This is a genomic window from Nocardioides houyundeii, assembly GCF_002865585.1.
Taxonomy (GTDB): domain Bacteria; phylum Actinomycetota; class Actinomycetes; order Propionibacteriales; family Nocardioidaceae; genus Nocardioides; species Nocardioides houyundeii.
In genome coordinates, this window is the sequence record NZ_CP025581.1 from 1,734,955 (window position 1) to 1,758,986 (window position 24,032).

The following is a 24,032-nucleotide window of genomic DNA, read 5'->3' on the forward strand; positions in this document are numbered from 1 at the left end:
GTTCTTCGCCCCACTCACTTCCTCCTGGTCCGCTGACCGGGAAACACACAGCAACAAGGAGCAAAAATGGCACGCGTCAAGCGGGCAGTAAACGCCCACAAGAAGCGTCGGGTCGTCCTCGAGCGGGCCTCGGGCTACCGGGGTCAGCGTTCGCGTCTGTACCGCAAGGCCAAGGAGCAGGTCACCCACTCCCTGGTCTACAGCTACAACGACCGTCGCAAGAACAAGGGCAACTTCCGCAAGCTGTGGATCCAGCGCATCAACGCCGCGGCCCGCGCCAACGGCATGACCTACAACCGGTTCATCCAGGGCCTCGGCCTGGCCGGTGTCGAGGTCGACCGCAAGATCCTGGCCGAGCTGGCCGTCAACGACGCTCCCGCCTTCGCGGCGCTGGTGGAGACGGCCAAGGCCGCCCTGCCCGAGGACGTCAACGCCCCCAAGGCGTCCTGACCCCACTCGTGGCCACTCCTCTGTCGCACGGCAACAGCCGCGTCAAGGAGGCACGGAAGCTCAGCCGCCGCTCGGTGCGAACCGAGCGGCGGCTTTTCCTTGCCGACGGCCCGAAGGCCGTCGCGGGTGCCCTGGGTGTTCGTGACTGCGTCGTCGAGGTCTTCGCCACCGCCGCCGCTCTCGAGCAGTACGCCGACCTGCTGGCCGGCGTCGACGAGGTCACACTGGTCGATCCCCGGGCGATGGACTCCCTCTCGGACTCCGTCACCCCGGCTGGGGTGGTGGCCGTGTGCCGCTTCCTCGACGTCCCCCTGGACTCGGTGCTGGCCGCCGGGCCCCGGTTGGTGAGCGTGTGCGCCGACGTCCGCGACCCCGGCAACGCCGGGACCGTGATCCGGACCAGCGACGCGGCCGGTGCCGACGCCGTGGTGCTGAGCGGCCACTCGGTCGACCCCTACAACCCCAAGACCGTGCGCGCCACCGTGGGCAGCCTGTTCCACCTGCCGTTGGTGATCTCCGAGGACTCCGAGGCGGTGGTCGCCGCTCTCCGGACGGCCGGGCTCAGGGTGCTGGCCACCGACGGCGCCGCGGAGCGCGACCTGCATGACCCGGCCCTGGAGGCCGACCTCGGCGGGCCCACCGCCTGGCTCTTCGGCAACGAGGCGCACGGTCTGCCCGAGGCGCTCGCCACCCTGGCCGACGACCGGGTCTCCATCCCCATCCACGGTCGTGCCGAGAGCCTCAACCTGGCAACCGCGGCGGCGCTCTGCCTCTACGCCAGTGCCCGGGTCCAGCGTTCCTGAGCGGCTATCGTTCTCCCGGTGATCCTGATCGACCCGCCGAGCGTGCCGCGCTGGGACCGGTGGTGGTCGCACCTGGCCAGCGACACCGGCTTCGCCGAGCTGCACGAGTTCGCGCGGCGCGCCGGTCTGCCCAGCCGCGGGTTCGACCGGGACCACTACGACGTCCCGCAAGAGCTCTACCAGGCGATGGTGCTGGCCGGAGCTGTGCCGGTGCCGTCCCGGGAGCTGGTCAGGCGTCTGCGTCTGGCAGGCCTGCGACGTCCCAAGCCATCGTCCGCAACGTGATGAGCTCGGAGGAGACGTTGGCGCGTGCCTGGTGCTCCCACCGCTCACGCGCGTGCCGGGTCGCGTAGATCCACTCGCCTGACAGCAGTTCCTCGAGCACGGCGATCCGACCCACGGCGAACTCGTGGTCGCCGTACCGGGCGTACTCGCGGCGAACCCCCGCGGCGTACTCGGCGTAGCGCTGCGGGGTCGCGGCCAGGATGGCCAGGTCCGCGTCCGAGAGCGCCTGACCGGCCGCGTCCCCGGGCTCGGGACGGTGCCCGGCGGTGAGCCGGACCAGCCTCGCCACCTCGGCGGCGTCCGCGTCGGTGCCCCCGAGCGCCTCCGCTGCCCACTGGGCCGACCGCTCCTCGGCAGCTGACGTGCCGTCGTACACCGCGTCGTGGAACCACGCCGCCAGCAGCACCTCGGTCGGCTCGAACCGATGGTCGACCGAGAGCTCTGCCAGCCGCTCGAACACCTCCACCAGGTGCCGTACGTCGTGGTACCCCCGGTCCGGGGAGCGGTAGGCCGCCTCGAGGTCGTGTCGCAGCTCGTCGTGATCGGGCAGGGGCCACCAGCGAGTCAGGTCCGTCAGGTGCCCGGGGGACTCGCTAGATTCCATGCCGTGAGTCAACCAGATCTCGACGCGTTGCCCGACGGCGTGCTGATCGCCGACGCCGACGGCCTCGTCACCGTCGCCAACGCCGCCTCCCGATCCATGCTGGGGCGCTCCGAGCTCGTGGGGCGGCCGCTGTACGACGTGCTGACCCTGCTGGACCAGGACGGTCGGGACTGGTGCTCGGCCAACGAGCCGTACGGGGGCCTGGGGATCCGCACGGGCGTCCCCGAGCAGTCCTGGATCCTGCCCAACGGCGACGAGGTCCTGGTCAACGCCCGGCTCCGGCGATCCTCGCCCACCGCGCCGGTCGACCTGGTCACCCTCTGCCTGCGCAACGGGCGTGGACGTGCGCGCCTGGACCGGGAGCGCTCCGACCTGGTGGCGACAGTGGCCCACGAGCTCCGCTCGCCGCTGACCGGGGTCAAGGGCTTCGTCCAGGCGCTGCTCAACCGCTGGGACCAGCTCAGCGACGACCAGCGCAAGCTCATGCTCACCACCGTCAACGCCGACGCCGACCGGCTGGCCCGGCTGATCGCGGAGCTGCTGGACGTGGCACGGATCGACACCGGGCGACTGAGCATCTATCCCCGCGAGGTCGACCCGGTCCTGCTGGCCGGGCGGGTCGTCAGCTCGGTGCAGGCGGCCACCTCGCGCCAGGTGCAGCTGGAGGCTCCCGAGGAGCAGCTGTGCGCCCATGCCGACCCGGACAAGTTCACCCAGGTGCTCACCAACCTGGTCGAGAACGGCGTCCGTCACGGTGAGGGCACGGTCCGGGTGTCCCTGCGGCGGCTGGACGGCGGGGAGTGGCCCGGGGTCAGGCTGATCGTGGACGACGAGGGAGAGGGCATCGCCGAAGGGATCCGGCGCCGGGTGTTCACCAAGTTCTGGACCGGCGGCACCGGTGGGGGGTCCGGGCTCGGGATGTACATCGTGGGCGGGCTGACCCGCGCCCACGGGGGCACGGTGACCATCACCGAGGCGCCCGGCGGGGGCGCCCGGGTGGCCGTGGACTGGCCCAGCGTCGACCTCCGTCCGTCCCGCTAGCCACCCCGCGCCGCTGCCGCCACCGGCGATCTGCACCAAGCCTTCACATGTCCAGGGCCCCTTCTCCACGTCGCGGCTCCTAGGGTCGCGGTCATGGACGGTGTGCGCAGGACGGTGCTGGTGGTGGAGGACGAGCGGGTGATCAACGACGCCTTGGCGCAGCGGCTGCGCGCGGAGGGCTACCACGTCGTCCAGGCGTTCGACGGCCCGGCTGCGGTGTCGCTGGCCGCCGAGGCGCGTCCCGACGCGGTGGTGCTCGACGTGATGCTCCCGGGCCTGGACGGGCACGAGGTGTGTCGCCGCCTGCAGCTGGACCGACCGGTGCCGGTGCTGATGCTGACGGCACGCGACGACGAGGCCGACGTGCTCACCGGCCTGGCGGTGGGGGCCGACGACTACCTGACCAAGCCCTTCCGGATGCGCGAGGTGGTCGCCCGGGTGGCTGCGCTGCTGCGCCGGGTGCAGCGAGCCGCAGAGCTCGCCGCCGCGGGGGACACCACCCTGGTCTGCGGGGACCTGGTCGTCGACACCCGCCGGCGGATCACCACGGTGGCGGGTCGCGAGGTGCACCTGACGCCGACCGAGTTCGACCTCCTGGTCTGCCTGGCCCGCCAACCGGGTGAGGTGCTGACCAGGACCCGGCTGCTGGCGCAGGTGTGGGACTGGCCCGACGCCTCGGGCACCCGGACCGTGGACAGTCACGTCAAGGCCCTGCGCGGCAAGCTCGGCGCGCCACGGGTGCGCACGGTGCACGGCGTGGGCTACGCACTCGAGGTCGTGGGGGAGGACAGCAGCGATGGCTGAGGCCCACGTGCGTCCCCTCGACGCGGTCACCAGCATCAAGACCAAGCTCGGGGTCCTGGTGGGCGCCTCGGTCGTGGTGGCCGCCCTGCTCGGGGCGCTGGGCGCCGCGGCCGGAGTGCCGGGGTGGCTCACCGTCCCGGTCGCGGTCGCCCTGGCGCTGGGGGTCACCCAGCTGCTGGCGGCCGGGATGACCCAGCCCCTGCGCCAGATGACACAGGTGGCCCAGCAGATGGCACGGGGCGACTACTCCGGCCGGGTCCGTACGTCGGCCGGGGACGAGGTCGGTCAGCTGGCCCGGGCGTTCAACCGGATGGCCGAGGACCTGGCGACGGTGGACCGTGAGCGTCGGGACCTGGTCGCCACGGTGTCCCACGAGCTGCGCACGCCGCTGACCGCGATGACCGCTGTGCTGGAGAACCTCGCCGACGGCGTGGTCCCGGCGGACCGGGCGCACCTGGCCCAGGCGCTGGCGCAGGCCGAACGGCTCAGCGCCCTGGTCCAGGACCTGCTCGACCTGTCCAGGGTGGAGGCCGGGGTGGTGCCGCTCGCCGCACAGCAGGTCTCGGTCCGCACCCTGGTCGAGGACTGCGTGCGAGAGGTCAGCGCCGCCGGCCGCGGGGCGACGTACGACCTGTCGGTGCCGGTGGATCTCACCGTGACTGCCGACGAGATGCGCCTGCGGCAGCTGCTCACCAACCTGATCGACAACGCGGCCCGGCACAGCCCGGACGCTCGCCCGGTGCGGGTCAGTGCCGGGGCCGACGGCGGGTCCTGGTGGCTGGAGGTCGAGGACCACGGCAGGGGAGTGCCCGAGGAGGACCGGGAACGGGTCTTCGCGCGTTTCGGCACCGACCCCGAGGGGGGCGGCACCGGCCTCGGGCTCGCGGTCTCCCGCTGGGTGGCCACGCTGCACGGGGGGACGCTGCGCTTCGTCGACCCCAGGACGGACCAACCCGGGGCCCGCATCCGCCTGGTGCTCCCACAGGCCCCGGGCGCCGCCTCCGCGCCGCACCCACCCGCGCCCATGGCGCCGGAGCAGGCGGCTGCCCCCGGGGACCCGGCGCCGAACAGGGCCTCGACCGGGGTGCCGACCACATCACCGGGGCTCCTCGACACGTTGTTCGCCACGATCTGGCCGGAGCCGCCGGGGCTGCCCGGCAGACGGGTGGTGCTGGCTGCAGCGGGTGTCGGTCTGGTCGCCGGAGCCGTGATGACCTTCCAGGCCCCGGGACTCGCCTGGGCGCTGGTGCTGGTGCTGGCAGGCACGGCCGCCTTCGTCACCGCCCGCTACCGGCGGACGCCGTTCACCGTGCTGTGCACGGTGCTGGCCGTGCTGCTGGTGCTGCCCGTGGTGCTGCTGGCAGCGTTCTGGGTGCAGGCGGTCGGCGTCCTGACGGCGGCCGCGGTCTTCCTCGTCGGGGTCACCCGGGGCCGCACCGTCCCGTCCTTCGTGCTGGCCTGGGTGAGCTGGCCCCTGTCCTCGCTGCGCGGACTGCCCTGGTTCGGGCGCAGCCTCTTCCTGGGCGGGACGGGTGGCCTGACGCCGGCCGTGGTGCGCACCACCGGGTGGTCGCTCCTGGCCCTGCTCGTCTTCGGCTTCCTGTTCGCCTCCGCCGACGCCCTGTTCGCCTCCTGGGTGGACGCCGTGGTGCCGAGCCTCTCGGTGGGCGACACCGTGGTGCGCGGGTTCGTGGCGGTGGCCGTCTTCGGCCTCACCCTGGCCGCGGCGTACCTGGCGCTCAACCCGCCCGCGCTCAGGGAGGGAGAGCGCGCGCTCCCGCTGGCCAACCGGTTCGAGTGGCTGGCCCCCGTGCTGCTGGTGGACGCGGTCTTCGCGGTCTTCCTGCTGGCCCAGGCGACCGTGGTCTTCGGCGGGCACGACTACCTGGAGCGGACCACGGGCGTCACCTACGCCGACTACGTGCACCAGGGCTTCGGCCAGCTCACCCTGGCGACGGCCCTGACCCTGCTCGTGGTGTGGGCCGCGTCGCGTCGCGCGGGAAGCACCGTCGCGGACCGGCTCTGGCTGCGGATCTCCCTGGGCCTGCTGTGCGCCTTCACCCTGGTCGTGGTCGCCTCCGCGCTCTACCGGATGCACGTCTACCAGGAGGCCTACGGTTTCACCGGTCTCCGGCTCTTCGTCGATCTCTTCGAGGGGTGGCTCGGGGCGGTGGTGCTGCTGGTGATGGTGGCCGGGGTGCTGGGACACGGACGGTGGCTGCCCCGGGCGGCGCTCGTGCTCGGGGCGGTCGGTGTGCTGGGCCTGGCCGCGATCAACCCCGATGCCTGGGTCGCGCGTCAGAACCTGGACCGGTACGCCGAGACGGGCAAGCTCGACGTCGCCTACCTCCATGGTCTGTCCCAGGACGCGGTCCCGGTCATCGTCGAGGAGCTGCCTCCCGGTGCCGCGAGGTGTGCCGCGCCGGAGCCTCCCCCCGCCAAGGAGAGCGACGGGTTCTGGTCGTGGAACCTGGGCCGCGCCCGTGCCGAGCAGGCACGCGAGGACCTCCCGACGTCGCCGCCGAGCGCGGTCGAGGACGACCTGTGCGGGTCGGCGTACGACGTCTACCCGCCGGACCCGGCGGCGTCCACGACCCGGCACCGGCAAACCGGTTCGTCGGTTGCGCGGGGCACTTCCTAGACTGGCCCCCGGCCCGCTCGTGGGCGAGCCGTTCCCCCAGCCCGGAAGGCAGTCATGTCGGGACCCAACACCGAGTACGACCCTGTCGAGGTCACGCCCCTGCGCGCCGACGAGGTCGAGGCGATGCGTGACGCGGCCCTGGCCGCCATCGATCAGGCGGGTGACCTGGAGACGTTGAAGCAGGTGCGCCTGGACCACGCCGGCGACCGTTCGCCGCTGGCACTGGCGAACCGGGAGATCGGCGCGCTGCCGCCCCAGGCCCGCAAGGAGGCCGGCCAGCGCGTCGGCCAGGCCCGCGGCGCGATCAACAAGGCGCTCGGCCGACGCCAGGAGGTGCTGGAGGCCGAGCACGAGGAGCGGATGCTGGTCGAGGAGACCGTCGACGTCACCCTGCCCACCGACCGACGCCCCCGCGGGGCCCGGCACCCCGTCACCACGTTCTCGGAGCGGCTGATGGACGTCTTCGCCGCGATGGGCTGGGACGTGGCCGAAGGACCGTGGGTGGAGGCCGAGTGGCTCAACTTCGACGCCCTCAACATGGGCGCGGACCACCCGGCGCGCACCATGCAGGACACCTTCTGGCTCGAGCCGGCGGACGCGGGCCTGGTGCTGCGCACCCACACCTCCCCGGTCCAGGCCCGGACCATGCTCACCCGGGAGCCCCCGATCTACGTGGTGTGCCCCGGACGGGTCTACCGCTCCGACGAGATCGACGCCACGCACTCCCCGGTGTTCCACCAGATCGAGGGCCTGGTCATCGACAAGGGCATCACCATGGCCCACCTCAAGGGCTCGCTGGACCACATGACCACCGCGCTCTTCGGCGAGGGCATCACCACCCGGTTCCGGCCGTCGTACTTCCCCTTCACCGAGCCGTCGGCGGAGATGGACATGGTCTGCTTCGTGTGCCGCGGTCAGGACTCGGAGTCCTGTCGCACCTGCCGCGGCGAGGGCTGGATCGAGCTGGGTGGCTGCGGGGTGGTGAACCCGCGGGTGCTGCGTGCCTGCGGCGTCGACCCCGAGGTCTACAGCGGGTTCGCGTTCGGCTTCGGCATCGACCGGATGCTGATGTTCCGGCACAACGTCGAGGACCTGCGTGACGTCTTCGAAGGTGACGTCCGTTTCGCCCAGCCGTTCGGAGTGGAGATCTGATGAAGGCGCCCGTTTCCTGGATCCGCGATTACGCCGGTCTGCCCCAGGACCTCTCGCTCGACGAGCTCACCCACCGCCTCACGATGCTCGGGCTCAAGCTCGAGGCGGTCGAGACCCCCGGCGACGCCATCACCGGGCCGCTGGTGCTGGGTCGCGTGCTGACGATCGAGAAGGAGCCGCAGAAGAACGGCAAGGTGATCAACTGGTGCACCGTCGACGTCGGCGACGCCAACGGCACCGGAGAGCCGCAGGGCATCATCTGCGGCGCCCACAACTTCGTCGAGGGCGACCTGGTGGTCGTCTGCCTGCCTGGCGCCGTGCTGCCCGGCAACTTCGAGATCAGCGCCCGCAAGACCTACGGGCACATCTCCGCTGGGATGATCTGCTCGGCCCGCGAGCTCGGGCTGGGGAGGACCACGACGGCATCATCGTGCTGCCCGCCGACGCCGGCGACCCGGGCACGGACGCCTTTGGGGTGCTCTCGCTGGACGACCCGGTCATCGAGTTCGAGATCAACCCCGACCGCGCCTACGCACTGTCCCTGCGCGGCATCGCGCGGGAGGCCGCCCTGGGCTTCGACGCCCCCTTCACCGACCCGGCGCAGCGGGAGCTGCCGCCGGCCAACGACTCCGGCTACCCGGTCGTGGTGGAGGACCCCGCCGGCTGCCCGGTCTTCGTGGCCCGCTCGGTCTCCGGATTCGACCCTGCCGCGACCACGCCGGAGTGGATGGCGACGCGTCTGGAGCAGTGCGGGATGCGACCGATCAGCCTGGCGGTCGACATCACCAACTACGTCATGCTCGAGCTCGGGCAGCCGATCCACGGGTACGACCGCAGCAGGCTCTCCGGTGCCATCCGGGTACGCCGCGCCCAGCAGGGCGAGCAGCTCACCACCCTCGACGGCCAGCGCCGCACCCTCGACTCCGGTGACCTGCTGATCACCGATGACTCCGGCCCCATCGGCATCGCCGGCACCATGGGCGGCGCGACGACCGAGCTGTCCGCGAGCACCACCGACATCGTGGTGGAGGCCGCCCACTTCGACGCCACCTCGGTGTTCCGCACCGAGAAGCGGCACCGGCTGCCCTCCGAGGCGTCCAAGCGGTTCGAGCGGGGCGTGGACCCCACCATCCCCGAGGCCGCTGCCGACCGGGTCGTGGAGCTGTTGGTCAGCCTCGGCGGCGCCGTCGCCGATCCCGGGGTCACCGTCGTCGGGGCACCCCGGGCAGCCCGGAGCATCACCATTCCCGCCGACCTCCCGGCGCGGATCTCCGGGATGGACATCCCCGCGGAGACCACCGTCGCGGACCTCGAGGCGATCGGCTGCCAGGTCAGCGTCTCGGACGGGTCACTGACCGCCGTCGTCCCACCCTGGCGCCCCGACCTGACCGACCCCTACGACCTCGTCGAGGAGGTCGTGCGGATCGTCGGCTACGACCGGGTGCCCTCGGTCCTGCCGCCCGCTCCCGCCGGTCAGGGCTGGACCCCGACCCAGCGGCTGAGGCGGCGGGTGGGGCTCACCCTCGCCGGTGCCGGTTTCACCGAGACCATCACCTACCCCTTCGTCGGTACGTCGGCGTGGGACCGTCTGGGACTGCCCGAGGGCGACCCGCGGCGCCAGGCGCTCAAGATCGTGAACCCGCTCAACAGCGAGGAGCCGCTGCTGGCGACCACCTTGCTGCCGGGCATCCTGGAGGCGTTGAGCCGCAACGTGGGCCGCGCCAACCCCGACGTCGCCCTGTTCGAGCACTCCCTGGTCTTCCGGCCCACCGGCGAGGAGAAGGCGCCGATCCCGGGCGTCGAGCAGCGCCCTGACGCCTCGGAGTGGGCAGCGATCCAGAAGGCGGTCCCGGCCCAGCCGATGCACCTGGCGGTGGCAGTGACCGGCCAGCGTGACGCTGCGGGCTGGTGGGGTCCGGGTCGCCAGGCGGACTGGTCCGACGTCATCGGCGCCGTTCGGGAGGTGGCCGGGGCGCTGGGTGTCGAGGTGGCGGTGTCCCAGTCGTCGCTGGAGCCCTGGCACCCGGGCCGCTGTGCGGAGTTCCGGGTCGGTGACCGGGTCATCGGCCACGGTGGTGAGCTGCATCCCAAGGTCTGCAAGGCCTTCGGGCTGCCGCCCCGGTCGGCGGCTGCCGAGGTCGATCTCGACGTCCTCATCTCGCACGCCACCTCGGTGGTGCAGGCGCCCCGGTTCTCGAGCTTCCCGGTCGCCAAGGAGGACGTCGCGCTGGTGGTCGACGCCGGAGTGCCGGCGGCCGCGGTGGAGGAGGCGCTGAGGGAGGGTGCCGGAGAGCTGCTGGAGTCGGTCCGCCTCTTCGACGTCTACACCGGTGACCAGGTGGGCCCGGGCCGCAAGTCGTTGGCGTTCGCGCTGCGGCTGCGGGCCTCTGACCGCACCCTGAAGGAGGGTGAGTCCGCCGCAGCCCGCGACGCTGCGGTGGCCCTGGCGGGGGAGCGCACCGGCGCCGTGCAGCGCTGAGGGACTCTGGGCGCCGTGCACATGGTGGTGACACCATCACGCTCCTAGCGTGATGGTGATCACACCCCCTGGCTCGTCGTTCCTCAGCCACGAGGTCGAGGAACGCCCGCCCTGTCACGTCTCGGAGTCACGTATGAACCATCGTTCACGGATCCTCAGTGCCCTGGCCGCCACCGTCGGCCTGCTCCTCCCGATCGCCGGCATCGCTTCCCCGGCGACAGCGGCAAGCCCCTACGAGCGGGGCCCCGACCCGTCCCGGACGAGCATCGAGGCGCGGCGCGGCCCGTTCGCGGTCACGTCCACCTCGGTCTCGGACCTGTCCACGCCCGGTTTCGGGTCGGCCACCATCACCTACCCGACCTCCACGGCGGAGGGCACCTACGGTGCCGTGGCGGTCTCGCCCGGCTTCACGGCGTCGGAGTCCACGATCGCGTGGCTGGGCCCGCGCCTCGCGTCCCAGGGCTTCGTCGTCATCACGTTCAACACCCAGTCCCGGCTGGACCAGCCCGCCGCCCGTGGAGACCAGCTCCTGGCCGCGCTGGACTACCTGACCCAGCGCAGCAGCACCACGATCCGCTCCCGCATCGACCCCACCCGGCTGGCCGTCATCGGCCACTCGATGGGTGGCGGCGGCACCCTGGAGGCGGCCAAGGACCGGCCGTCGCTGCAGGCCACGGTCGGGCTGACGCCGTGGAACCTGGACAAGAGTTGGCCTGAGATCCGTACGCCCAGCCTGGTGATCGGCGCCGAGAGCGACACTGTCGCCCCCGTGGGGTCGCACGCCGTGCCGTTCTACCAGTCGATCCCGAGCTCCACGGCCAAGGCCTATCTCGAGCTCAACAACGCCAGCCACTTCGCGCCCAACACCGAGAACACCACCATCGCCTCGTCCACCATCAGCTGGCTCAAGCTCTACGTCGACGACGACGACCGCTACCGGCAGTTCCTCTGCCCGGGGCCGCAGTCGTCGGTGACGGGCGCTGTGTCCGACTACCGCAACACCTGCACCAGCTGAGGCGCAGCAGCGGCTGCACTCCCTGAGCCGCCTACGCGCCGACCGACGGCTCGCCTCGACCGGTTCGCTCGACCGGTCGAGGCGGGCCGTTGCCTGCACTAGTCGATGGATCCTCCCAGCAGCCTCCGGAGCCGGCCCAGTGCCTCGGCGTCGCCGGCGGTGCGGATCTCGGAGTCGTCGCTGCGGTGCCACAACCAGGCGTCCAGGGCGCCGGCTGTGCCCTCGATGACGGCGTCGGGCTCGACGGCCGGGTCGCTGACCACCATCACGTCCTCCTCGTCGTGGGAGGTGCCGGTCTCCGGGTCGGTCCCGACGAAGCGGGCCAGGTTGACCCAGACCTGGTCGTCGGTGTCGGTGGTGTCCACCCGCACGTGCGCCTCGCCCGGGACGTGCTTGCCCCAGGTCGGGCAGCCGCCGTACATCACCGCCAGGAGCTCGTGCACACCGTCGGCGGCCAGCCTGGGGTCGAGGGCGGTGACCGAGTCGGCCGCCTGCTCGGCGTCCAGCCGGTGGATGAGGGCCTCATGAGCCTGGCGTCGCAGGATGAAGCCCACTGTGTGGTCCGCCGACCAGGTCCACGCCTCGTCCGCCACGGCGGCGCCGCCCAGCGCCTGGAGCAGGTCGGCCGAGGCCTGGTCGAAGAACCCCAGCAGGTCGTGGTGGCTCGGCGGGCGCTCCGGCTCGGCGAAGTCGTCGGCGGTCGGCGCGGCGGGGCGCTCATGCACCACCTGGGCCCAGAAGTGCTGGACGTGGCCGAGGTGCCACAGCAGGTCACTGGCGTCCCACGCCGGGCAGCTGGGCACCGGGGCGGCGGGGTCGCAGTGCTCGAGCACCTCGCGGAACCGGGCGGACTCGGTCTCGAGATGTCGCAGGTAGTCCGCCCGGGTGAGGCCACTGGTGGGGCCGGGAGTTTCGCCCGGAGCCTGGCTGGGCACCTGGGGGATCGGCGTGAAGGGTCTCGGGACTTCCGACATGATGTGATCCTAGGTCCGGGTACCCGGGGGAATGGCCAGCCCATTCTCTGAGACGCGGGCCGGTCTCATCGCATGGACATACATAAGAGTGTATTGTTATGCAGGTGAGTGACAAGAAGCTGCGGGTCGCGGTCGCCGGTGCCAGCGGGTACGCCGGAGGCGAGGTGCTCCGCCTCCTGCTCGGGCACCCGGACGTGGAGATCGGTGCCCTGACCGGAGGCTCCAACGCCGGCCAGTCGATGGGCGCCCTCGTGCCGCACCTGGTGCCGCTGGCGGACCGCGTGCTGGAGGAGACGACGCCGGCGACCCTGGCCGGGCACGACGCCGTCTTCCTCGGCCTTCCCCACGGCCAGTCCGCCGGGGTGGCCAACGCCCTGGGCGGCGACACCGTCGTGATCGACTGCGGCGCCGACTTCAGGCTGACCGACGCCGCCGCCTGGGAGAAGTTCTACGGCTCCCCGCACGCCGGCTCGTGGCCCTACGGCATACCGGAGCTGCCGGGCCTGCGCCAGGAGCTCGTGGGCGCCCGGCGGATCGCGGTCCCCGGCTGCTATCCCACGATCTCCTCGCTCGCCGCGTTCCCCGCACTGGCGGCGGGACTCGTCCAGCCCGACGTCAGCATCGTCGCGGCCAGTGGCACCTCCGGCGCCGGCAAGGCCGCCAAGACCAACCTGCTGGGCAGCGAGGTGATGGGCAGCGCCTCGGCCTACGGCGTGGGCGGGGCGCACCGGCACACCCCGGAGATCATCCAGAACCTGGAGCGGGTCCACGGCGCCCCGGTGCGGGTCTCGTTCACCCCGATGCTGGTGCCGATGCCCCGCGGCATCCTGGCCACGGTCTCCGCGCCGCTGGTCGGCGAGACCACCCCGGAGGAGGCGTACGACGTCTACGCCAAGGCCTTCGCCGACGAGCCCTTCGTCCACCTGCTGCCCTTCGGGCAGTGGCCCCAGACCAAGTCCGTGGTCGGGTCCAACGCCGTCCACCTCCAGGTCACCGTGGATGCCGAGGCCCGACGACTCGTGGCGGTCGGCGCGGTGGACAACCTCACCAAGGGCACCGCGGGGGCCGCCGTCCAATGCTTCAACCTCGCCTTCGGGCTCGAGGAGACCACCGGACTGACGACGATCGGACTCGCACCATGACCACCACCCACCCCGCCGGCTTCCTCGCTGCCGGCGTCCCCGCCGGACTCAAGTCCAGCGGCGCCCGTGACCTAGCCCTGGTCGTCAACCAGGGCCCGACGTACGACTCAGCGACGGTGTTCACCGCCAACCGCTGCAAGGCCAACCCGGTGCTGTGGAGCCAGGAGGTCGTCAAGGACGGAGTGGTCCGGGCCGTCGTCCTGAACTCCGGCGGGGCGAACTGCTACACCGGTCCCGAGGGCTTCCAGACCACGCATGCCGTGGCCGAGCAGGTGGCGGGCCACCTCGGGATCGGCGCCATCGACGTGGTGGTGTGCTCCACCGGCCTCATCGGTCTGGCCAACCCCCGCGAGAACCTGCTGGCAGGGGTGGACGCCGCCCACGCCGCGCTGGCCGCCGACGGTGGTCAGGACGCCGCCGAGGCGATCATGACCACCGACAGCGTGTCCAAGACCGTGGTGGTCGAGGGTGCCGGCTGGTCGATCGGCGGGATGGCGAAGGGCGCCGGCATGCTCGCGCCCGCGCTCGCCACCATGCTGGTGGTGCTGACCACCGACGCGGTCGTCCCAGCCGCCGAGCTCGACCAGGCTCTGCGTGCGGCCACCCGGCTCACCTTCGACCGGTTGGACTCCGACGGCTGCATGTCGACCAACGACACGGTGACGGTGATGGCGAGCGGCGCCTCGGGGATCACGCCCTCGCCCGACGACTTCACCGCCGCCCTGACCCAGGCGTGCAGCGACCTGGCCATGCAGCTGCTCAAGGACGCCGAGGGCGCCGACCACGAGATCGCGATCACCGTCCTGCACGCGGTGAGTGAGTCGGAGGCCGTGGAAGTCGCGCGCAGCGTCGCCCGGAGCAACCTCTTCAAGGCCGCCATCTTCGGCAACGACCCCAACTGGGGCCGGGTGCTGGCCAGCATCGGCACCACCGAGGCCGAGTTCGACCCCGCTGACCTCGACGTCGCGATGAACGGTGTGTGGGTCTGCCGCAACTCCACTCCCGCGGAGGACCCCGCCGGGGTCGACCTGAAGCCGCGTGAGGTGTCGGTGACCATCGACCTCAAGGCAGGCACGGAGCGGGCGACGGTGTGGACCAACGACCTGACCCATGCCTACGTGCACGAGAACAGCGCGTACAGCTCGTGAGGCGCCCGATGAACGCTCCGGACCCGGCCAAGGCCGCCACGCTCGCCGCGGCACTGCCGTGGCTCAAGCGCTACCACGGCAAGACCATCGTGGTGAAGTACGGCGGCAACGCGATGACCGACGACTCCCTCAAGAGGGCCTTCGCCGAGGACATCGCCTTCCTGCGGTTCGCCGGGTTCAAGCCCGTGGTCGTGCACGGCGGCGGGCCCCAGATCTCCGCCATGCTGGACCGCCTCGGCATCGTCTCGGAGTTCCGCGGGGGACTGCGGGTGACGACCCCCGAGGCGATGGACGTGGTCCGGATGGTGCTGGTGGGCCAGGTGCAGCGCGAGCTGGTCGGACTCATCAACTCCCACGGCCCCCTGGCCGTCGGCCTCTCCGGGGAGGACGCCGGGCTGTTCACCGCCGAGCCGGCCAGCACGATCGTGGACGGCGAGTCGGTAGACCTCGGTCTGGTGGGCGAGGTCGCGTCCGTGCGCCCCGAGGCGGTGCAGGACCTGGTCGAGGCCGGGCGGATCCCGGTGATCTCCAGCGTCGCGCCCGACGCCGACGGACTGGTGCACAACGTCAACGCCGACACCGCCGCCGCGGCCCTGGCCGTGGCGCTGGGCGCCGAGAAGCTGCTGGTGCTCACCGACGTCGAGGGCTTGTACCGCGACTGGCCGGGCAGCGACGACGTGATCCAGGAGATCAGCCCCGAGGCCCTGGCCGAGCTGATGCCGTCGCTGGCCAGTGGCATGGTGCCCAAGATGGCGGCGTGCCTGGCCGCCGTGGAGGGCGGGGTGCAGCGGGCCACGGTGGTCGACGGCCGCCAGGCCCACGCGGTGCTGCTGGAGATCTTCACCGACGAGGGCGTCGGCACGCAGGTGCTGCCAGGCGTCCCGACCCTGATCCGCAAGGCCTACTCGAGCACGGGGGATGCGTCATGACCTGGCAGCAGCGCTACGAGTCGTCGGTGATGAACACCTTCGGCACCCCCGCCCTGGCCCTGGCCCGAGGCGAGGGCGCCCGGGTCTGGGACACCGACGGCAAGGCCTACCTCGACCTCTTCGGCGGGATCGCCGTCAACGCTCTGGGACACGCACACCCGGCGCTGGTGCAGGCGGTGACGAGCCAGCTGCAGACCCTGGGGCACGTCTCCAACCTGTTCACCAGCGAGCCGCAGGTGGCCTTGGCGGAGCGGCTGGTGGGCCTGTTCGGCCACGACGCCCGGGTCTTCTTCTCCAACTCGGGCTCGGAGGCCAACGAGGCCGCCCTCAAGCTGACCCGCCTGACCGGGCGCAGCCACGTGGTGGCGGCGCACGGCGCGTTCCACGGCCGCACCATGGGCTCGTTGTCGCTGACCGCCAAGGAGGCCTACCGCGCGCCGTTCGAGCCGTTGCCCGGCGACGTCACCTGGGTCCCGTACGGCGACTCCGAGGCGCTGACCGCAGCCGTCACCGACGCCACCGCGGCTGTGGTGCTGGAGCCGATCCAGGGGGAGGCCGGCGTGCTGTTCCCCTCGGACGGATATCTGGCCGAGGCCCGGCGGATCACCCGGGAGCACGGGGCTCTGCTCTGGCTGGACGAGGTGCAGACCGGCATCGGCCGGACCGGGCGCTGGTTCGCCCACCAGGCGGTCGCTGACCTGGAGCCTGACATCGTGACCCTGGCCAAGGGCCTGGGCGGCGGGGTGCCGATCGGTGCCACGATCGCGGGTCGCGCGACCGCCGAGCTCTTCTCGCCGGGCAACCACGGCACCACCTTCGGCGGTAACCCGGTGGCCTGCGCCGCTGCGCTCGCGGTGCTGGACACCATCGAGTCCGACGGGCTGCTGGAGCACGTGGTGTCGCTCGGCAAGAGGCTGAGCGACGTCATCGCCTCGGACCCCGCGGTCGTCGCGGTGCGGGGGAGCGGGCTGATGATCGGCGCCGACCTGGCGCACGAGGTCGCACCCCAGGTGGTCCAGGCCGGGCGGGACGCGGGATTCCTGCTGAACGCCACCGGACCCTCCACGCTGCGGTTCGTGCCGCCGCTGGTGCTCACCGACGGCGACGTGGACCAGTTCGCCGCGGCCTGGCCCGGGATCCTGGCCGCCGCCGACTCCGCGGGGACTCCCTGATGCGGCACCTGCTGGCCGACGACGACCTGAGCCCTGCGGAGCAGGCCGAGCTCCTCGCCCTGGCCGCGGCGCTGAAGGCGGCGCCGTTCTCGCAGCGGCCGCTGGCCGGACCCCGCAGCGTGGCGATGATCTTCGACAAGCAGACCCTGCGCACCCAGACGTCCTTCTCCGCCGGCATCGCCGAGCTGGGCGGCCACCCGATGGTCATCGAGGGGTCGCTGGCCGGCATCGGCACCCGGGAGTCGGTCCCCGACGTGGCACGGGTGGTCGGACGCCAGGCCGCGGCCATCGTCTGGCGCACCGACGCCCAGCAGCGTCTCGAGGAGATGGCGCAGCACGCCGGGGTGCCGGTGGTGAACGCGCTCAGCGACGACTACCACCCCTGTCAGCTGCTCGCCGACCTGCTCACCGTCAGCGAGCACAAGGGCGAGCTCGCCGGGCTGACCGTCGCCTTCCTCGGCGACGGCGCGTGCAACATGGGCAGCTCCTGGCTGCTGGCCGGCGCCACCGCGGGCATGCACGTCCGGATCGCCGCGCCGCAGGACTTCCAGCCGGACCGGGGCGTGACCGACCGGGCCCGGAAGATCGCCACCACCACCGGCGGCTCCGTCGCCGTGGACGACGACCCGGTGACCGCTGTGCGGGACGCCGACGTCGTGGTGACCGACACCTGGGTCTCCATGGGCAAGGAGGCCGAGGTCGAGCAGCGCCTCGAGACCCTGGCGCCGTACCGCCTGGGCGCCGAGCTCTTCGCCCACGCCAAGGACGACGCCATCGCCATGCACTGCCTGCCCGCGTACCGGGGCACGGAGATCGACGCCGAGGTCCTCGACGGGCCCCGCAGCGTCGTGTGGGACGAGGCGGAGAACCGCCGCCACGTCCAGAAGGCGGTGCTCGTGTGGTTGCTGGGTGCGGCGGGGTGACGGCCATGGCTCACACCCCGGCGACCAAGAGCGCCCGCCACTCCCGCATCATCGACCTCGTGACCCACCACCACGTGCGCTCCCAGGGCGAGCTGGCGGACCTGCTCTCCAAGAGTGGTCTGCACGTCACCCAGGCGACCCTGTCCCGGGACCTGGTGGAGCTGGACGCGGTGAAGGTCCGCACCAGCGACGGGACCCTGGTCTACGCCGTTCCGTCGGAGGGGGGAGACCGTGCGCCCGCGTCCGTGGAGAGCACCGCGGCCTCCCAGCACCGACTGGCCAGGCTCTGCGCCGAGCTGCTGGTCAGCGCCGAGGCCAGCGCCAACCTCGTGGTCCTGCGCACCCCGCCGGGGGCCGCCCAGTTCCTCGCCTCCGCCTTCGACAAGGCCGACATCGCGGACGTCCTGGGCACCATCGCCGGGGACGACACGCTCCTGGTCATCAGTCGCGAGCCCTCGGGCGGCGAAGAGCTGGCCCGACGATTCTTGGCGCTGGCGAACAGCTCGTCCGCGCCCTGACCCGCAGTCACCTCCCCTTCTCGAGCACGTCAACACAGTCTTCAAGACAAGGAACCCCCTGTGAGCAAGGTCCTCACCTCCCTGCCCGTCGGCGAACGTGTCGGCATCGCCTTCTCCGGCGGCCTGGACACCTCGGTCGCCGTCGCCTGGATGCGCGCCAAGGGCGCCGTCCCCTGCACCTACACCGCCGACATCGGCCAGTACGACGAGCCGGACATCTCCGGGGTCCCGGACCGGGCGCGTGAGTACGGCGCCGAGATCGCCCGCGCCGTGGACTGCAAGCTGCCCCTGGTCCAGGAGGGCCTCGCGGCTCTGGCCTGCGGGGCCTTCCACATCCGCTCCGGCGGCCGGGCCTACTTCAACACCACCCCGCTGGGCCGGGCGGTGACCGGCACCATGCTGGTCCGGGCCATGCACGAGGACGGCGTGGACATCTGGGGCGACGGGTCGACGTTCAAGGGCAACGACATCGAGCGCTTCTACCGCTACGGCCTGCTGGCCAACCCCGAGCTGCGGATCTACAAGCCCTGGCTGGACGCCGCGTTCGTCTCCGAGCTGGGGGGACGCACGGAGATGAGCCAGTGGCTGACCGAGCGCGGCCTGCCCTACCGCGACTCCCAGGAGAAGGCGTACTCCACCGACGCCAACATCTGGGGGGCCACGCACGAGGCCAAGACCCTGGAGCACCTCGACGTCTCGCTCGAGACGGTCGAGCCCATCATGGGCGTGAAGTTCTGGGACCCCTCGGTGGCCATCGAGACCGAGGACATCACCGTCCGCTTCCAGGGCGGCCGCCCGGTGGCGATCAACGGCACCACCTACGACGACCCGGTGGCGCTGGTACACGAGGCCAACATCATCGGTGGCCGGCACGGCCTGGGCATGAGCGACCAGATCGAGAACCGGATCATCGAGGCCAAGTCGCGGGGCATCTACGAGGCGCCCGCGATGGCGTTGCTGTGGATCGCCTACGAGCGGCTCCTCAACGCCATCCACAACGAGGACACCATCGCCAACTACCACGCCGAGGGGCGTCGCCTGGGCCGCCTCCTCTACGAGGGCCGGTGGCTGGACCCGCAGGCGCTGATGCTGCGGGAGTCCATCCAGCGTTGGGTGGCCTCGCTGGTGACCGGCGAGGTCACCATCCGGCTGCGTCGTGGGGAGGACTACACGGTGCTCCGCACCAGCGGCCCCGACTTCTCCTACCACCCCGACAAGCTCTCCATGGAGCGGACCGAGAACGCCGCCTTCGGGCCCACTGACCGGATCGGGCAGCTGACGATGCGCAACCTCGACATCGCCGACTCCCGCGCCAAGCTCGAGCTCTACGCCCAGCAGCCTCTCGACGAGGGCCAGGTCCTGGTCGAGAACGGGCACCTGCTGGGGCGCCTGGAGGCCGGCGGCGCCGAGCGCATCGCGGAGAACCCCCAGGCCGAGGGCATCGACTGGGACCTGGCGCTGGACAACGCAGCGATGGAGTCCGGCACCGACTGAGCAGCTCCACCCTCCTCCACCTGATCCGAAGGACGAACACCGTGACCGACGCAAGCAGCACCAACACCGGCAAGCTCTGGGGCGGCCGGTTCGCCGGCGGCCCCTCGCCGGAGCTCGACGCTCTGTCCCGATCCACGCACTTCGACTGGCGACTGACGCCGTACGACCTCGCGGGGTCCCGGGCGCACGCGAACGCCCTGCACGTCGCGGGGCTGCTCAGCGGCGCTGACCACCAGACGCTGCTGGACGGTCTGCACCGCCTGGGGGAGAGGTACGACGCCGGCGAGCTGGCGCCGGACGAGAGCGACGAGGACGTGCACGGCGCCCTGGAGCGACTGCTGCTGGACGAGGTGGGCGCCGACGTGGGCGGCCGGCTGCGCGCGGGCCGGAGCCGCAACGACCAGATCGCGACGCTGTTCAAGATGTTCCTCCGGGACCATGCCCGGGTGCTGACCACTCAGGTGCTGGAGCTGGTGGACGTCCTCGCCGGACAGGCCCGCGACCACCTCGACGTCATCATGCCGGGACGCACCCACCTCCAGCACGCCCAGCCGGTGCTGCTGGCCCACCACCTGCTGGCGCACGCCTGGCCGCTGATCCGCGACGTGGACCGGCTCGCCGACTGGGACGCCCGGGTGGCCGCCGACTCGCCCTACGGCTCGGGTGCGCTCGCGGGGAGCACGCTGGGGCTGGACCCAGAGGCCGTGGCGGCCGAGCTCGGGTTCTCCGGTTCCTCGCCGAACTCCCTCGACGGGACCGCCGCCCGTGACTGGGTGGCCGAGTTCGCGTTCGTCACCGCGATGATCGGCGTGGACGTGAGCCGGCTCGCGGAGGACGTCATCTTGTGGTCGACCCGCGAGTTCGACTTCGTGCGGCTGCACGACTCGTGGTCGACGGGCTCCAGCATCATGCCGCAGAAGAAGAACCCCGACATCGCCGAGCTGGCACGGGCCAAGGCGGGTCGGGTGATCGGGAACCTGGCCGGACTGATGGCCACCCTCAAGGCGCTGCCCCTGGCCTACAACCGCGACCTCCAGGAGGACAAGGAGCCGGTCTTCGACTCCGTCGACACCCTCGAGGTGCTGCTGCCAGCGTTCACCGGCATGGTGGCGACCTTGAAGTTCAACACGGAGCGGATGACACGGCTGGCACCCGACGGCTTCTCGCTGGCCACCGACATCGCCGAGTGGCTGGTCAGGGAGGGCACTCCGTTCCGGGTGGCGCACGAGGTCGCCGGGGCCTGCGTGCAGCTCTGCGAGCAGCAGGGGATCGAGCTGCACGAGCTCACCGACGAGCAGTTCGCCTCGATCTCCCCGGCCCTGCGGCCCGAGGTGCGCCACGTGCTCACCGCCGAAGGGTCGGTGGCGGCCCGCAACGGACGCGGCGGCACCGCACCGGTGCGGGTGCGCGAGCAGCTGAGCGAGCTCGTCGAGTCCGCCGCCCGCCACCGTGACCGACTGGCCTGAGGTCCGCCGGCTGCTGGCCGGCGAAGGGATCGACGTCGCACCGTTGCTGCTGGGCTCGGTGCTGACGGTGCGCGGGGTGAGCGTGCGGATCACCGAGGTGGAGGCGTACGCCGGTGCGCAGGACCCCGGCTCCCACGCCTTCCGAGGCCGCACTCCGCGCAATGCCACGATGTTCGGGCCTCCCGGGCGCTTGTACTGCTACCGGATCTACGGCTTGCACACCTGCGCCAACGTGGTGTGTGGCCCCGAAGGTTCGGCCTCCGCGGTGCTGCTCCGTGCGGGCGAGGTCATCGCCGGCCAGGACCAGGCCCGCGCTCGGCGCGGGGAGGTGCCCGCGCGCCAGCTGGCACGAGGACCCGCCAACCTCGCCCAGGCGCTGGGCCTGACCCATGCTGACGACGGGCTGGACCTGGCGGGACACCTGACCGGGTTCCCCGGGTCCCAGGGGGAGGGAGAGGTGGCGACCGGGCCGCGGGTCGGTCTTCGACAGGCCGCGGATCGCCCCTGGCGGTTCTGGCTGGCGGGGGAGCCAAGCGTCTCCGCCTACCGCCCAGCAGCGGCTCTACGCAACAAGCCCCCCTCTGACCTGGGCAAACGTGGTTAGGTACCCCCGATTTGGGGGGCTGCGGTGATGTGGTGCTAGTGTTCCTCTTGTCGCCGCGAGCGGCTCCCGCCAATGGCCAGAAGGCCGAAGCCAGGAGCGCCGCGGATGGCCGCAGCTTGATCCGGATCAACTTGACGGTGGAACGCTCACCGCGTAAGTTTGGTCGGGTTGCCCCGCAGCTTTCATCCTTCTGGGTGGGCCCGGGACGCGTTTGATCCTTGAGAACTCAACAGTGTGTCATAGTCGACGAATTAGTTTGTTATGCCCCGTCAACATTGATCTTTCGGGATGTTTTGTTGGTGGTTTCTTTGTATGACGATAATTTCTGACATTTTTGTCAGGGTTTGTTGTTGTCAGAGATTTGGCTCTTCTTTTCCCGTGGCTGCACTTGTGTGGTTGTGGGGTTTGTTTTTCAATGGAGAGTTTGATCCTGGCTCAGGACGAACGCTGGCGGCGTGCTTAACACATGCAAGTCGAGCGGTAAGGCCCTTTCGGGGGTACACGAGCGGCGAACGGGTGAGTAACACGTGAGTAATCTGCCCTTCACTTTGGGATAACTACCGGAAACGGTGGCTAATACCGGATATGACCGGATCATGCATGTGGTTCGGTGGAAAGTTCTGGCGGTGAAGGATGTGCTCGCGGCCTATCAGCTTGTTGGTGAGGTAATGGCTCACCAAGGCTTCGACGGGTAGCCGGCCTGAGAGGGTGACCGGCCACACTGGGACTGAGACACGGCCCAGACTCCTACGGGAGGCAGCAGTGGGGAATATTGGACAATGGGCGAAAGCCTGATCCAGCAACGCCGCGTGAGGGATGACTGCCTTCGGGTTGTAAACCTCTTTCAGTACCGACGAAGCGAGAGTGACGGTAGGTACAGAAGAAGCACCGGCCAACTACGTGCCAGCAGCCGCGGTAATACGTAGGGTGCGAGCGTTGTCCGGAATTATTGGGCGTAAAGGGCTCGTAGGCGGTTTGTCGCGTCGGGAGTGAAAACTCAGGGCTTAACTCTGAGCTGGCTTCCGATACGGGCAGACTAGAGGTATGCAGGGGAGAACGGAATTCCTGGTGTAGCGGTGAAATGCGCAGATATCAGGAGGAACACCGGTGGCGAAGGCGGTTCTCTGGGCATTACCTGACGCTGAGGAGCGAAAGTGTGGGGAGCGAACAGGATTAGATACCCTGGTAGTCCACACCGTAAACGTTGGGCGCTAGGTGTGGGGCCTATTCCATGGGTTCCGTGCCGCAGCTAACGCATTAAGCGCCCCGCCTGGGGAGTACGGCCGCAAGGCTAAAACTCAAAGGAATTGACGGGGGCCCGCACAAGCGGCGGAGCATGCGGATTAATTCGATGCAACGCGAAGAACCTTACCTGGGTTTGACATATGCCGGAAAGCTCTAGAGATAGAGCCCCTTTTAGTCGGTATACAGGTGGTGCATGGCTGTCGTCAGCTCGTGTCGTGAGATGTTGGGTTAAGTCCCGCAACGAGCGCAACCCTCGTTCTATGTTGCCAGCACGTAATGGTGGGGACTCATAGGAGACTGCCGGGGTCAACTCGGAGGAAGGTGGGGATGACGTCAAGTCATCATGCCCCTTATGTCCAGGGCTTCACGCATGCTACAATGGCCGGTACAAAGGGCTGCGATGCTGTAAGGCGGAGCGAATCCCAAAAAGCCGGTCTCAGTTCGGATTGGGGTCTGCAACTCGACCCCATGAAGTCGGAGTCGCTAGTAATCGCAGATCAGCAACGCTGCGGTGAATACGTTCCCGGGCCTTGTACACACCGCCCGTCACGTCACGAAAGTCGGCAACACCCGAAGCCGGTGGCCCAACCCTTGTGGAGGGAGCCGTCGAAGGTGGGGCTGGCGATTGGGACGAAGTCGTAACAAGGTAGCCGTACCGGAAGGTGCGGCTGGATCACCTCCTTTCTAAGGAGCACACGCCCCGACCCTCACCGTTCGTGTGGGGGCGCATGGTGGTGTTCACTAGTGGAATCGTCGATGAAGGTCTGCCCGTTGGGGCTGGTCGTCCTCAGTACTGTTCCTGCTGGGTGCCTTTCGGGGTGCTTGGTGGGGGCGTGGAACGTGGGTGGCTGGTGTTGGTGGGTGGGTTTGACACACTGTTGGGTCCTGAGGGATCAGATGAGAGTCTGGTTTCCTTGGTGTTCCTCCCTTTGCCTGTGCCCGGACGTGAGTCGGGGTGTGGGGGTTGGTGGGGTTGTTGTTTGAGATCTGGATAGTGGACGCGAGCATCTGATGCCCGCCTGGTTCTTTTGAGAACTTATTGGTGGGTGTCTTGTGTGATTTTTATGAGAATGACTGCTCGTGCGCTTTGATTGGGTGCGCGGGTGGTTGTGGTCTTTGTAGTTGAGTTGTTTTGACGTTGTT

Annotated in this window: 20 protein-coding genes, 1 rRNA gene and 1 pseudogene; 20 read left to right on the top strand and 2 right to left on the bottom strand. The window is 70.4% G+C overall.

The annotated features are described in order from the left end of the window. Positions 1 to 66 precede the first annotated feature (66 nt). Genes rplT through C0R66_RS08425 form a run of 3 tightly spaced genes read left to right on the top strand, consistent with a single transcriptional unit; the run spans position 67 to position 1,538 of the window. A complete protein-coding gene (gene rplT / locus C0R66_RS08415; RefSeq protein WP_101524326.1) occupies positions 67 to 450 on the top strand; it encodes a 50S ribosomal protein L20 in 384 nt (127 codons plus the stop codon). 8 nt (positions 451 to 458) lie between these two features. After that, positions 459 to 1,253, top strand: coding sequence for a TrmH family RNA methyltransferase (locus C0R66_RS08420; protein ID WP_199286859.1), 795 nt, complete (start codon positions 459 to 461; stop codon positions 1,251 to 1,253). An 18-nt stretch (positions 1,254 to 1,271) separates the two neighbouring features. Continuing rightward, on the top strand, positions 1,272 to 1,538 hold the full coding sequence (locus tag C0R66_RS08425) for a DUF4031 domain-containing protein (protein ID WP_101524327.1): 267 nt from the start codon (positions 1,272 to 1,274) through the stop codon (positions 1,536 to 1,538). Here the strand turns inward: C0R66_RS08425 and C0R66_RS08430 are convergent. After that, the gene (locus tag C0R66_RS08430; RefSeq protein WP_241901640.1) at positions 1,483 to 2,142 is read right to left on the bottom strand and encodes an HD domain-containing protein; all 660 of its coding nucleotides are present in this window, start codon (positions 2,140 to 2,142) and stop codon (positions 1,483 to 1,485) included. The genes C0R66_RS08425 and C0R66_RS08430 overlap by 56 nt on opposite strands. A 3-nt stretch (positions 2,143 to 2,145) precedes the next feature. Here C0R66_RS08430 and C0R66_RS08435 point away from each other — a divergent pair, with 3 nt between their 5' ends. The 7 genes and pseudogenes from C0R66_RS08435 to C0R66_RS08460 all read left to right on the top strand — a co-directional run bounded on the left by C0R66_RS08435 (position 2,146) and on the right by C0R66_RS08460 (position 11,274). Beyond that, entirely contained in the window at positions 2,146 to 3,183 is a 1,038-nt protein-coding gene (locus tag C0R66_RS08435; RefSeq protein ID WP_101524328.1) for a sensor histidine kinase, read from the top strand. Positions 3,184 to 3,276: 93 nt separating this feature from the next. Continuing rightward, positions 3,277 to 3,987 (top strand): response regulator transcription factor, encoded by a 711-nt coding sequence (locus C0R66_RS08440; RefSeq protein ID WP_101524329.1) that lies wholly within the window; start codon positions 3,277 to 3,279, stop codon positions 3,985 to 3,987. Then, positions 3,980 to 6,628, top strand: coding sequence for a DUF4153 domain-containing protein (locus tag C0R66_RS08445; protein WP_101524330.1), 2,649 nt, complete (start codon positions 3,980 to 3,982; stop codon positions 6,626 to 6,628). The genes C0R66_RS08440 and C0R66_RS08445 overlap by 8 nt, the downstream gene beginning before the upstream one ends. A gap of 54 nt (positions 6,629 to 6,682) precedes the next feature. Next, entirely contained in the window at positions 6,683 to 7,780 is a 1,098-nt protein-coding gene (pheS, locus tag C0R66_RS08450; RefSeq protein ID WP_101524331.1) for a phenylalanine--tRNA ligase subunit alpha, read from the top strand. 83 nt (positions 7,781 to 7,863) lie between these two features. Next, positions 7,864 to 8,121 (top strand): annotated as a pseudogene (locus C0R66_RS20110) (phenylalanine--tRNA ligase subunit beta); the annotation flags it as partial. Positions 8,122 to 8,210: 89 nt separating this feature from the next. Continuing rightward, positions 8,211 to 10,259, top strand: a complete 2,049-nt coding sequence (gene pheT, locus C0R66_RS08455) for a phenylalanine--tRNA ligase subunit beta (protein ID WP_338418227.1) — start codon at positions 8,211 to 8,213, stop codon at positions 10,257 to 10,259. Positions 10,260 to 10,392: 133 nt separating this feature from the next. After that, on the top strand, positions 10,393 to 11,274 hold the full coding sequence (locus tag C0R66_RS08460; protein ID WP_101524332.1) for an alpha/beta hydrolase family protein: 882 nt from the start codon (positions 10,393 to 10,395) through the stop codon (positions 11,272 to 11,274). Positions 11,275 to 11,372: 98 nt separating this feature from the next. Here C0R66_RS08460 and C0R66_RS08465 read toward each other — a convergent pair whose 3' ends face one another. Further along, positions 11,373 to 12,248 carry a maleylpyruvate isomerase N-terminal domain-containing protein gene (locus C0R66_RS08465; protein ID WP_101524333.1) on the bottom strand — a complete coding sequence of 292 codons (876 nt, stop codon included), beginning with the start codon at positions 12,246 to 12,248 and terminating at the stop codon, positions 11,373 to 11,375. 98 nt (positions 12,249 to 12,346) lie between these two features. On the opposite strand from C0R66_RS08465, the gene argC reads away from it, so the two are divergent. The 10 genes from argC (at position 12,347) to C0R66_RS08515 (ending at position 23,573) form a co-directional block, all read left to right on the top strand. Then, complete coding sequence (gene argC / locus C0R66_RS08470; protein ID WP_101524334.1) at positions 12,347 to 13,390, top strand: N-acetyl-gamma-glutamyl-phosphate reductase; 1,044 nt, start codon at positions 12,347 to 12,349, stop codon at positions 13,388 to 13,390. Beyond that, positions 13,387 to 14,538 carry a bifunctional glutamate N-acetyltransferase/amino-acid acetyltransferase ArgJ gene (gene argJ, locus C0R66_RS08475; protein ID WP_101524335.1) on the top strand — a complete coding sequence of 384 codons (1,152 nt, stop codon included), beginning with the start codon at positions 13,387 to 13,389 and terminating at the stop codon, positions 14,536 to 14,538. The genes argC and argJ overlap by 4 nt, the downstream gene beginning before the upstream one ends. 8 nt (positions 14,539 to 14,546) lie before the next feature. Further along, positions 14,547 to 15,467 (top strand): acetylglutamate kinase, encoded by a 921-nt coding sequence (gene argB, locus C0R66_RS08480; protein ID WP_101524336.1) that lies wholly within the window; start codon positions 14,547 to 14,549, stop codon positions 15,465 to 15,467. Then, complete coding sequence (locus C0R66_RS08485; protein ID WP_101524337.1) at positions 15,464 to 16,639, top strand: acetylornithine transaminase; 1,176 nt, start codon at positions 15,464 to 15,466, stop codon at positions 16,637 to 16,639. The genes argB and C0R66_RS08485 overlap by 4 nt, the downstream gene beginning before the upstream one ends. Continuing rightward, complete coding sequence (gene argF, locus C0R66_RS08490; RefSeq protein WP_101524338.1) at positions 16,639 to 17,562, top strand: ornithine carbamoyltransferase; 924 nt, start codon at positions 16,639 to 16,641, stop codon at positions 17,560 to 17,562. The genes C0R66_RS08485 and argF overlap by 1 nt, the downstream gene beginning before the upstream one ends. 5 nt (positions 17,563 to 17,567) lie before the next feature. After that, entirely contained in the window at positions 17,568 to 18,080 is a 513-nt protein-coding gene (locus C0R66_RS08495; RefSeq protein WP_101524339.1) for an arginine repressor, read from the top strand. A gap of 60 nt (positions 18,081 to 18,140) precedes the next feature. Then, complete coding sequence (gene argG / locus C0R66_RS08500) at positions 18,141 to 19,574, top strand: argininosuccinate synthase (RefSeq protein WP_101524340.1); 1,434 nt, start codon at positions 18,141 to 18,143, stop codon at positions 19,572 to 19,574. A gap of 41 nt (positions 19,575 to 19,615) precedes the next feature. Further along, positions 19,616 to 21,040, top strand: coding sequence for an argininosuccinate lyase (gene argH, locus C0R66_RS08505; protein WP_101524341.1), 1,425 nt, complete (start codon positions 19,616 to 19,618; stop codon positions 21,038 to 21,040). After that, positions 21,024 to 21,644: a DNA-3-methyladenine glycosylase gene (locus tag C0R66_RS08510; RefSeq protein WP_101524342.1), complete on the top strand. Its 621-nt coding sequence runs from the start codon at positions 21,024 to 21,026 to the stop codon at positions 21,642 to 21,644. Before argH ends, C0R66_RS08510 begins: the two co-directional genes overlap by 17 nt. 412 nt (positions 21,645 to 22,056) lie before the next feature. Next, positions 22,057 to 23,573 (top strand): 16S ribosomal RNA (locus C0R66_RS08515). Positions 23,574 to 24,032 lie beyond the last annotated feature (459 nt).

What these genes read in the sequence shown, in the direction of transcription:
- C0R66_RS08440 (WP_101524329.1), top strand. Translation starts at nt 3,277, where the DNA reads ATGGACGGTGTGCGCAGGACGGTGCTGGTGGTGGAGGACGAGCGGGTG.
- C0R66_RS08495 (WP_101524339.1), top strand. Translation starts at nt 17,568, where the DNA reads ATGGCTCACACCCCGGCGACCAAGAGCGCCCGCCACTCCCGCATCATC.
- C0R66_RS08465 (WP_101524333.1), bottom strand. Translation starts at nt 12,248, where the DNA reads ATGTCGGAAGTCCCGAGACCCTTCACGCCGATCCCCCAGGTGCCCAGC.
- C0R66_RS08460 (WP_101524332.1), top strand. Translation starts at nt 10,393, where the DNA reads ATGAACCATCGTTCACGGATCCTCAGTGCCCTGGCCGCCACCGTCGGC.
- pheS (WP_101524331.1), top strand. Translation starts at nt 6,683, where the DNA reads ATGTCGGGACCCAACACCGAGTACGACCCTGTCGAGGTCACGCCCCTG.
- argF (WP_101524338.1), top strand. Translation starts at nt 16,639, where the DNA reads ATGCGGCACCTGCTGGCCGACGACGACCTGAGCCCTGCGGAGCAGGCC.
- C0R66_RS08445 (WP_101524330.1), top strand. Translation starts at nt 3,980, where the DNA reads ATGGCTGAGGCCCACGTGCGTCCCCTCGACGCGGTCACCAGCATCAAG.
- argC (WP_101524334.1), top strand. Translation starts at nt 12,347, where the DNA reads ATGCAGGTGAGTGACAAGAAGCTGCGGGTCGCGGTCGCCGGTGCCAGC.
- argJ (WP_101524335.1), top strand. Translation starts at nt 13,387, where the DNA reads ATGACCACCACCCACCCCGCCGGCTTCCTCGCTGCCGGCGTCCCCGCC.
- argB (WP_101524336.1), top strand. Translation starts at nt 14,547, where the DNA reads ATGAACGCTCCGGACCCGGCCAAGGCCGCCACGCTCGCCGCGGCACTG.
- C0R66_RS08430 (WP_241901640.1), bottom strand. Translation starts at nt 2,142, where the DNA reads ATGGAATCTAGCGAGTCCCCCGGGCACCTGACGGACCTGACTCGCTGG.
- rplT (WP_101524326.1), top strand. Translation starts at nt 67, where the DNA reads ATGGCACGCGTCAAGCGGGCAGTAAACGCCCACAAGAAGCGTCGGGTC.
- C0R66_RS08485 (WP_101524337.1), top strand. Translation starts at nt 15,464, where the DNA reads ATGACCTGGCAGCAGCGCTACGAGTCGTCGGTGATGAACACCTTCGGC.